Here is an 8,256-nt window from a genome sequence, read left to right on the forward strand (position 1 = left end):
GTTTTATATTACGTTGAATAATTTCCAATGAATTAAATTTTAAAATTAATAACAACCTTCTGTATTTTACGATCCTCTTTTTGTTTTTAACTTTAATTACCACACCATTCATAGCTGCTGCACCATACATAGCGGTAGCCGCCGCATCCTTTAGTATTGTAAACTCTTCTATATCATCTGGATTTAATCCTGCTACAGATGACCCCAACAAAGTGTTTGCATCCCCTGTCGATAATGCCTCATTAGAAATATTCACTGCTTCATCCAATATAACTCCATCAATAACCCAAAGAGGTTTATTATCTCCTGTAATTGAAGTAGCTCCTCTAACCCTAATTTTGGGTGCTGCTCCAAATGTTCCTGAAACATTTTGAACCGATACTCCCGCTGCTTGGCCCTCGAGCATTCTAGAAATATCTTGGATACCTGCCCGTTCAGCATCTTGTGCTTTTATATTAGTAGTGGCCCCAGTAAATAATTTTCGATCAATAGTTTGATACCCGGTTGCTACAACCTGCACTTCTTCTATACTGGCCTCTTCTGGAATTAATGAGATACGCATATTCGTTAAAGAAGAAATATTCACTCTAGCTGTTTTGAAACCAATATGTCGAACCTCCAATGTATTCCCAACATTGGCTTGAATTTGGAATTTCCCATCTTTGTCCGTCATTGTTGCAGAGGAAGTTCCAATAACAATTACCGAAGCGTTACTTAATGGCGTACCTTTATCATCTACTACAGTTCCAGAAACTTTACTTTGTTCTTTCATTTTTAGAAACTTCGAAAGAAGGCACACTCACAAGTATGGTATTAGCCATAATTTTATAAGCTAATCCATTTCTAGCAACAACCCTATTAAGGACTTCTTCCAAAGGTTTGTTAGTAACAGTCATAGAAATTCTAGGAGCCTTGGCCAATACATCATCATTGTATAAAAATTTATATTGGCTCTGGTCAGCAATAGATTTAAAGACATCCTCAAGCCTAGCATTTCTAAGATTAAGCGTAATATGTTGAGCTAAAGAGTTCGCAAATACAAATTGCAAACTTGCCAACATAATGAAAAAGCAGATCTTCATATGGATCACAGTTTTTTTGAGATTAACGAATATTAAATTCCTCTCTCGTATTGAATTGCTTTTCATATAATTATCAGGTTAATTAGTTAGTAAAAATTAAGTTAATAACTCAAAAAAAGTACTAATAGGGGTCAGGTAGAGTTTTTTTTCATTAATTCCATCATTTTAAGGTTAATAATTCTTTTAATAGTTATTAATAAAAAACAAATTGGCTGGGTTCATTATTATCCCATCTATTGGATGTTCAGCTGTTCGCCGATGATTTTGACATCCAACCCGGAAATGTATTCCAACATTTTGCGGACTTCCCGCAGCGCACATCCCTTCTCAGTTCTCCTGAATAGGTGCTTCTTGACTTTGCCACTTCTTCTCCTATAATTACTTTCACGCCATACCAGTCTTCAATTTGTCTGGCAATACGCTGAATTGAATAGTTGTTGAAATAGAAAATATTGTTTTTCCACGCCAGATCTGCATCTAGGTTAGCCTTGGAGACCACAAACTCATTTTCATACCAAATCCCTGCAGTGTTAGGAGAAATTATTTTTTCTTGGTTAGCATTTTTCAATTTTACGCTTCCTTCGACAAGGGTTGTTTTGAACCTGTTGCCATAAGCATATACGTTGAACTTTGTTCCCAATACTTCCACTGTCCCGCTTTCACATTCGACATAGAATTTACTATCCTTATATTTGGCTACTTCAAGATATACCTCTCCGGACAGCAGCACAATCTTACGTTCGTTATTAGCCATATTTGTAGGAATTTTCAGGCGGGAGTTAGCATTCACCCACACTTTTGTTCCATCAAACATGGTAAACTGTATAATCTTCGCTTTAGGAACGATAAGCTCATAATAATCGGATTCTTCGGCCAGAACAGGAGCGGCTACGGCACTATCCTGTCCCGACACTATCTCTCCCTTGAGGTTGATTTTGAAGGAATCATCTAGGGATACCTTTTCTCCCGAAGAAGTGATGATGATAGCTCCCGTGGTTGCAGGCAGTATTTCACCTACTGCATCTTTAAGAATTTTACCCTCCACCAAGACGGCAACCTCCTGCTCTCTGATTTCGGACCGATAGCTTTTATAAAAATAAAAGGTGAGAGACGACAACAAAATAATCACACATGCTGCTGCGTACCACCATTTGCTGATAGAAAATTTTCGGATTTTTCCCGTAAGAGAAGATTCAAAGCGATGCCATGCCTTGTCTGAGTCAAAGCTATTATATGACAGCAGTTCTTTCGTTAAATTTTCAGAAGAAGCAAGCTGCTCGAACAAAGTCTGATTTTTCACATCTTCGTTCTTCCACTCTTCCAAAAATTTTTTCTCTTCTGCGGTATATGTCCCCTTGATATAGTTGGCTATAGCTTTAGCTATACGGCTATGATTTTGTTTCATTCAATAGTTAGAAACATTAAGGTTAGAAAAGGGTGACAAAAATTTCAAATTATTTTGAAAGGTATATCCAGAGCAAGAAGAAAAACAACTCAGGGTTTAGCTTGGATTTAAGGAAACGAAGTCCTCTCAATTTTTGGGTTTTTACGGTATTGATGCTCACCTGAAGCGTTTCGGCTATTTCTTTTAAGGACATTTCTTCTAAATAATGCATACGAAAAATCTGCTGGCATGCATCAGGCAGCTGATTAATCATAGCATTAATCTGAGAGAGCGCTTCCGCCTTAATCAGTGCGTTATCAAAATCTATTTCTACTAACTCGTTGAAAGGTTCCTTCTCATGATATTTCCTTTCAATATTATTTCGTCTATGCCAGTTATATATACTATTACGTACCGAAGAATACAAAAACGATTTTAGAACCTTCTCCTCTTGTACTACCGTGCCGTAATTTTTGTATAAAGCGATGAATGCATCTTGCACAAAATCCTCTGCCAGATTCTTATCACCGATTAAGGTGTAAGCAAAGTAGCATAAGTTTTTATTAATATAATTCAAACAAAACCTTTACTTTTTCTCGTGTAGAGGACATTCCGCAGCCATATAATATTCTTGTGTCACAATTTCATTATAAAATTAGGCAAAAATCCGGCGAAAAGCACTAAAAAATTACACATACAGGCTTTGGAATTTCGATTTCTTGTAGTTTTTCTCCGACTTTCCCTTGCTGAAAAGGTAAAATAATCAGATTATTGGTATTTTGATTGGTGATAAAAACATGATTGCTACTAGGAGAAACATTCAAATTCCGAGGTGAGTCCCCCAAAACGGAAGTAATCTGTACGTTTTTTGAGCTTACCGTCTTTCAATATTTCATATATACAAAGCACATTGGCTGTACCGCGATTGGTTGCCAGTACATAGCTACCGTCTTCAGTTATTTTGATGTCAGCACCGCCATGCTCTCCATCAAAGCCTGGACTATACAAGGGCAGAATCTGAACAGACTTCCATTCGTTTGCAGATTTTCGGAAGACCTGCACCTCCCCTGTCAATTCCAAGATGCTATAAAAAGTTTGCTGGTCTTTGGAAAAGGCCAGATGACGAGGCCCTCCACCGGCCTTAGTCGGTATTTCATGCCTTTTGACAAACTTATATTTTCCATCTCTCTGTTCTATCGAAAACACATAAATCTTGTCCGTCCCCAAGTCCGACACATATACTTCACTTCCATCCTTTGTGAAAAAGGCAGAGTGGATATGTGGGCCTTCTTGTCTTTTCTTGTCCGGTCCGGAGCCTTTAAACTGAAGGAAGTCATCCATGTGTGCTATACTTCCATCTTCATTCAATGAATAAAGACACAAAGAACCGCTGGAATAGTTGGAAACGACAGCAACCGGAATGACCGGACTTAAAGCCACATGACAGGGATGCATACCTTCTGTACTATATTGGTTTAGCAAAATTCCTTTTTCCAAATCATAGGCACTTAGCTGACCTTGTGTATCCTCATTAACCGCGTAAAGAATGTTACCCTTCCTTGCCAGAAAGGAAGGATTACTCATCACTATGGTAGAAGACAGAATGGCTTGTCCCGTCTTTTCATCGAAATCGAAAATATAAACGCCTTTGCTATCGCTATTAGACGTATAGGTTCCTACATACATTTTGGTATGCTGCGCATAGGTAGCATAAGGTGATCCCCCTAACATTAGGGATAACAATACGAAAAAATTGGCTATGGTTTTCATAAACTCGTTAAAAATCGTTAAATGCCTAATTAGGTTAAAGCAAAACATTATATTAGCTGGTGAATGCGTACAACATTCATACCGCAAAAATTATCTGACTGCATTATTCGTTGAAAAATAATGCTTTTATGAATTATTCTGATTATTTTTGTACCATAAATTTGACAGATAAGTTGATGAAAAAATTTTTAGGAATACTGTTTATTCTTACTGCATACCTTAATACATTATCGGCACAGGAGAAGTTGGTGGATCGCGTCATTGCTACTGTAGGCAATGCGCATATTTTACAGTCTGACTTAGAAATAGAATACACCCAGTATCTTGCTTATGGCAACAAGCCTGACGACAAAGTGAAGTGTTATATCCTTCAACAGTTATTGACACAGAAGCTTTTAGCACAACAGGCAGCCATAGACTCCATAGAAGTTTCGGAAAGTGAGATAGACGACCAGCTGAACTACCGTATCCGCACCATGATACAACGTGCAGGAGGTAAGGAACGTCTGGAAGAGTTCCTCAACCGTTCTATTCTTCAGCACAAGGAGGAGATGCGTCCTATGGTGGCCGAACAGATGCGAGGCAATAAGATGCAACAGCAGATCATCTCAAAAGTGGACGTAACACCGGAAGAGGTGAAACGCTATTTCAACAGTCTAAATCCGGACAGTCTTCCTTACTTCAATACCGAAATTGAGTATGCACAGCTTGTCATCAACCCTGTATTGACTAAAGAGGAGAAAGAACAGTTTAGAAAAAGAGCCGAAACTTATCGCCAGCAGGTACTCAACGGATCCGACTTCGGCACTATAGCCCGTCTGTATTCTGAAGATCCGGGATCATCACCACATGGAGGTGAACTAGGTTTCGGAACACGTGAAACATGGGTGAAAGAATTCTCCGCACAGGCTTTCCGCCTGAAAAAAGGAGAAATATCTCCTGTCTTTGAAACACAGTTCGGATTTCACTTCTTACAGGTCTTAGAGAGACGTGGTGAAGAAGTCAATGTTCGACATGTATTGATCAAAAAACAACCTACATACGAGTCGTTGAACAGAGCAAAGGCCAAAATAGACAGTATTGCTAACCTTATTAAGACAAAGAAACTTACCTTCAATCAGGCAGCATCCATCTATTCGGATGACCAAAACACAAAATACAATGGCGGGATTGTAACCAACGAAGATCGTTCAACGCTGATACCTATGGATCAGCTCGACGATGTTGCTGTCTTCAATGCCATAGACAAACTAAAAGAAGGAGAGATCTCTGAGCCTGTGCTATACACAGACAAAAGATTAGGTGAACAATCCTACCGTATCTATTACCTACGCTCTAGAATTCCTCCTCATAAGGCTAGCTTGGAACAGGATTTCGCCAAAATTAAAGAGGCGGCACGCCAAGATAAAGTCAACAGAACGTTGAACAAATGGTTTGAAAGTCGTAGGGAAACCACCTATATCGATATCAATCCTGACTTCCTATCCTGTGATGAGCTGAAGATCTGGACAAAACCGATGAAAGACAATTAATACTCAAACTGTAACTCCTATACAACGAAAAAGGGCTTTGAAAATTTCAAGCCCTTTTTTATGCTATTGGTCGACGTGATATCTTATCTTTCAAACAGCATTTCTAAGATAATACGCCATTGATAATCTTCTTTCAATTCCCAGATGCGGATATAATTAAATTTTAAGGCTTTATCCTTAGTGTAAACCGTTGCCATTCCTTGAGAATAAGCAAATTCGCCACTGTAGGCTCTCCCTACGGTTACAGGCTCGGTAACGATATCTATGCGTTGCTTTTTGATAAAGTTCAACACATTGTTTTTTCCTTCGATTTCGGCTTGCCAAGGGTAGTAGAATCGCACCTCATCGGCGAGGAATTCGCGATAAGCAGCTTCGGTATCAGACTTTGTCACCGTACCCATGAGCTTGTCCGTAGACATGACAATATCCTCACGCTGTTTAAGCCTTGCTTCCGAACGATGCTTCAGATAATTTGAGTTGTCAGGTTCGTGGAAATACAGTTCCTTAGGCTTATGTTTTCCATAGTTTTCTACTTCTGCACGCAAGTCCACTTTCCATTCTCCTTTTTTGCCTCTTTTCCAGACGATAAGGTACTGACCATTACGTTTGACAGCCCCCACCTTCTGGAACTGCATGCTTCCCGAAGTTACTCCGAAATCCAGACTTTTGGAGACTATGGCGAAATTAGGCTCCCAAGTCATCACATCTGCCAAGTTCGGGCGGTTGTTAAGATAATTATATGCATTTACCGCTGAAGGGACATAGAATGTCGACGTTTTATCTATAATAGATAGCAATGCTGCATGTGGCGATTGTGTTTTAGATAGGGTTGCTGCAGCACGGTCGGCCATGATAAGCCCCCCAACCTTTTCAGGTAGCTGTGCGAAAGTGACTTGTGAAACCAACAAGCCGCAAGCAAGAGATACATGTTTTAGAATAGTTGAATACTCCATTTAATTCCGTTTGCTATCTTCTAATCAAATCTTATTCCAAATCGTCCCTTCTTTGCTATCCTTTAACTGAATTCCTATTGCCGCCAGCTCGTTACGTATTCTATCTGAAGTGGCGTAATCTTTATTTTGTTTTGCTTCGTTTCGCAGTTTGATAATTAAGTCCATGAGTTTTTCCACACTTTCGCTATCCGCCCCTAACTGGTCGTCACGCAACCCAAGAATATCGAACACGAAATCATTCATCAACTGTTTAATGCTGTTCAATGTATTTTCATCAGCCTGCTGTTTACCATCATAAATGGAATTGATTAATCGTACCACTTCAAACAGTTCCGCAATCAGTACAGGAGAGTTAAAATCAATCATCCATGGCGGCATAGCAGCGTGTTCTGAGCTCTTCAAGATTTATATCTATGTTAGACTGTTTTGCAGGCACTATCTTATCCAGCAAAGCTATAGCATTCATCAGTCGTCTGTAACCCTTCTCAGCGGCATCCAACGCCTCGTTGGAGAAGTCTAACGTGCTTCTGTAATGGGCCTGCAGCATGAAAAAGCGTACAGCCATCGGTGAGTAACCTTTCTTCAGCAGAGGATGATCTCCGGTGAAAAGCTCTCTTGGCAGGAAGCCATTTCCGGCGGACTTAGACATACGGGCCCCATTTACGGTAAGCATATTAGTATGCATCCAGTATTTGGCCGGCGTAGTGTGGTTACATGCTTGCGACTGAGCGATCTCATTAGTATGATGTGTGGCGGCAAGGTCCATACCACCGCCATGAATATCAAACTGGTCACCTAAATATTTACGACTCATCGCCGAACATTCAATATGCCACCCCGGAAAACCTACACTCCATGGTGAAGGCCAACGCATGATATGCTCCGGCTTAGCCTTGATCCACAACGCAAAATCCAGTCGTCCTCTCTTCTCATCCTGCCCGCCAAGCTCACGTGTATTGTTGAGGAGTTCTTCCAGATTGCGATTGGTAAGAATAGTATAGTTGTGCTCTTTAGTGTATTTCTCTACATCAAAATACACGGTACCGTTTACCTCATAGGCATAGCCGTTGGCAATGATCTGCTTCACCATCTCTATCTGTTCGATGATGTGTCCCGTAGCAGTAGGCTCTATACTTGGTGGTAAGGTATTGAAAAGGCGCAACACATCATGGAATCCTATGGTGTACTTCTGCACGATCTCCATAGCCTTCCAACCTTCKCCATTCGATGTCCACTTTTGCCTTTTTGGCAAATTTGTCGTCGCCCTCATCATTATCTCCCTCTAAGTGTCCTGCATCGGTGATGTTACGCACATAACGTACCTTATATCCCAGATGACGAAGATACCTGAATATCAAATCAAACGAAAACAAAAAGTTCTTCAACAGTTTCCAAGGATGTACATCCACTATAAACAGTGGGACCCACACATCATTGAACCATCCCCACCTAATTGTTTGGGAATTGTACGTTAGGTTACTAATTTTTCTTTCGTTAACGGTGAAGTTGTATTGTAAACTACTAAATTATTGTTG

8 protein-coding genes and 1 pseudogene are annotated in these 8,256 nt (G+C 40.0%); 1 reads left to right on the plus strand and 8 read right to left on the minus strand.

Translation table 11 applies throughout. The features are described 5' to 3' along the window. From SD31_RS07720 to SD31_RS07740, 6 genes are all read right to left on the minus strand, one after another. The coding region (locus SD31_RS07720) for a TonB-dependent receptor plug domain-containing protein (RefSeq protein WP_039053710.1) at nt 1–772 on the minus strand (772 nt) is incomplete at its 3' end. Then, nucleotides 756–1,061 carry an STN domain-containing protein gene (locus SD31_RS07725; protein ID WP_197053598.1) on the minus strand — a complete coding sequence of 102 codons (306 nt, stop codon included), beginning with the start codon at nt 1,059–1,061 and terminating at the stop codon, nt 756–758. The genes SD31_RS07720 and SD31_RS07725, both read right to left, overlap by 17 nt. A 265-nt stretch (nt 1,062–1,326) precedes the next feature. Then, the gene (locus tag SD31_RS07730; RefSeq protein WP_039053712.1) at nt 1,327–2,487 is read right to left on the minus strand and encodes a FecR family protein; all 1,161 of its coding nucleotides are present in this window, start codon (nt 2,485–2,487) and stop codon (nt 1,327–1,329) included. Between the two features lie 49 nt (nt 2,488–2,536). Continuing rightward, nucleotides 2,537–3,043 carry an RNA polymerase sigma factor gene (locus SD31_RS07735; protein ID WP_052258770.1) on the minus strand — a complete coding sequence of 169 codons (507 nt, stop codon included), beginning with the start codon at nt 3,041–3,043 and terminating at the stop codon, nt 2,537–2,539. Nucleotides 3,044–3,146: 103 nt separating this feature from the next. Further along, nucleotides 3,147–3,311 (minus strand): beta-propeller fold lactonase family protein, encoded by a 165-nt coding sequence (locus SD31_RS21225; protein WP_197053599.1) that lies wholly within the window; start codon nt 3,309–3,311, stop codon nt 3,147–3,149. Further along, entirely contained in the window at nt 3,274–4,197 is a 924-nt protein-coding gene (locus SD31_RS07740; protein WP_197053600.1) for a lactonase family protein, read from the minus strand. Before SD31_RS07740 ends, SD31_RS21225 begins: the two co-directional genes overlap by 38 nt. Before the next feature lie 215 nt (nt 4,198–4,412). Here SD31_RS07740 and SD31_RS07745 point away from each other — a divergent pair, with 215 nt between their 5' ends. Further along, nucleotides 4,413–5,768 carry a peptidylprolyl isomerase gene (locus SD31_RS07745; protein WP_197053601.1) on the plus strand — a complete coding sequence of 452 codons (1,356 nt, stop codon included), beginning with the start codon at nt 4,413–4,415 and terminating at the stop codon, nt 5,766–5,768. An 83-nt stretch (nt 5,769–5,851) separates the two neighbouring features. On the opposite strand, the gene SD31_RS07750 is transcribed toward SD31_RS07745, so the two are convergent. Beyond that, a complete protein-coding gene (locus SD31_RS07750) occupies nt 5,852–6,721 on the minus strand; it encodes a nuclear transport factor 2 family protein (protein ID WP_039053714.1) in 870 nt (289 codons plus the stop codon). A gap of 24 nt (nt 6,722–6,745) precedes the next feature. Further along, nucleotides 6,746–8,146, minus strand: a pseudogene (gene cysS, locus SD31_RS21230) (cysteine--tRNA ligase); the annotation flags it as partial. Between the last annotated feature and the right edge of the window lie 110 nt (nt 8,147–8,256).

Origin of the sequence: Sphingobacterium sp. T2, from assembly GCF_000814685.1 — a bacterium.
Taxonomy (GTDB): domain Bacteria; phylum Bacteroidota; class Bacteroidia; order Sphingobacteriales; family Sphingobacteriaceae; genus Sphingobacterium; species Sphingobacterium thermophilum.

Excerpts from the sequence above, each read along its gene's own strand:
- SD31_RS07730 (WP_039053712.1), bottom strand. The coding sequence starts at position 2,487 with ATGAAACAAAATCATAGCCGTATAGCTAAAGCTATAGCCAACTATATC.
- SD31_RS07745 (WP_197053601.1), top strand. The coding sequence starts at position 4,413 with ATGAAAAAATTTTTAGGAATACTGTTTATTCTTACTGCATACCTTAAT.
- SD31_RS07740 (WP_197053600.1), bottom strand. The coding sequence starts at position 4,197 with ATGTTAGGGGGATCACCTTATGCTACCTATGCGCAGCATACCAAAATG.
- SD31_RS07725 (WP_197053598.1), bottom strand. The coding sequence starts at position 1,061 with ATGTTGGCAAGTTTGCAATTTGTATTTGCGAACTCTTTAGCTCAACAT.
- SD31_RS07750 (WP_039053714.1), bottom strand. The coding sequence starts at position 6,721 with ATGGAGTATTCAACTATTCTAAAACATGTATCTCTTGCTTGCGGCTTG.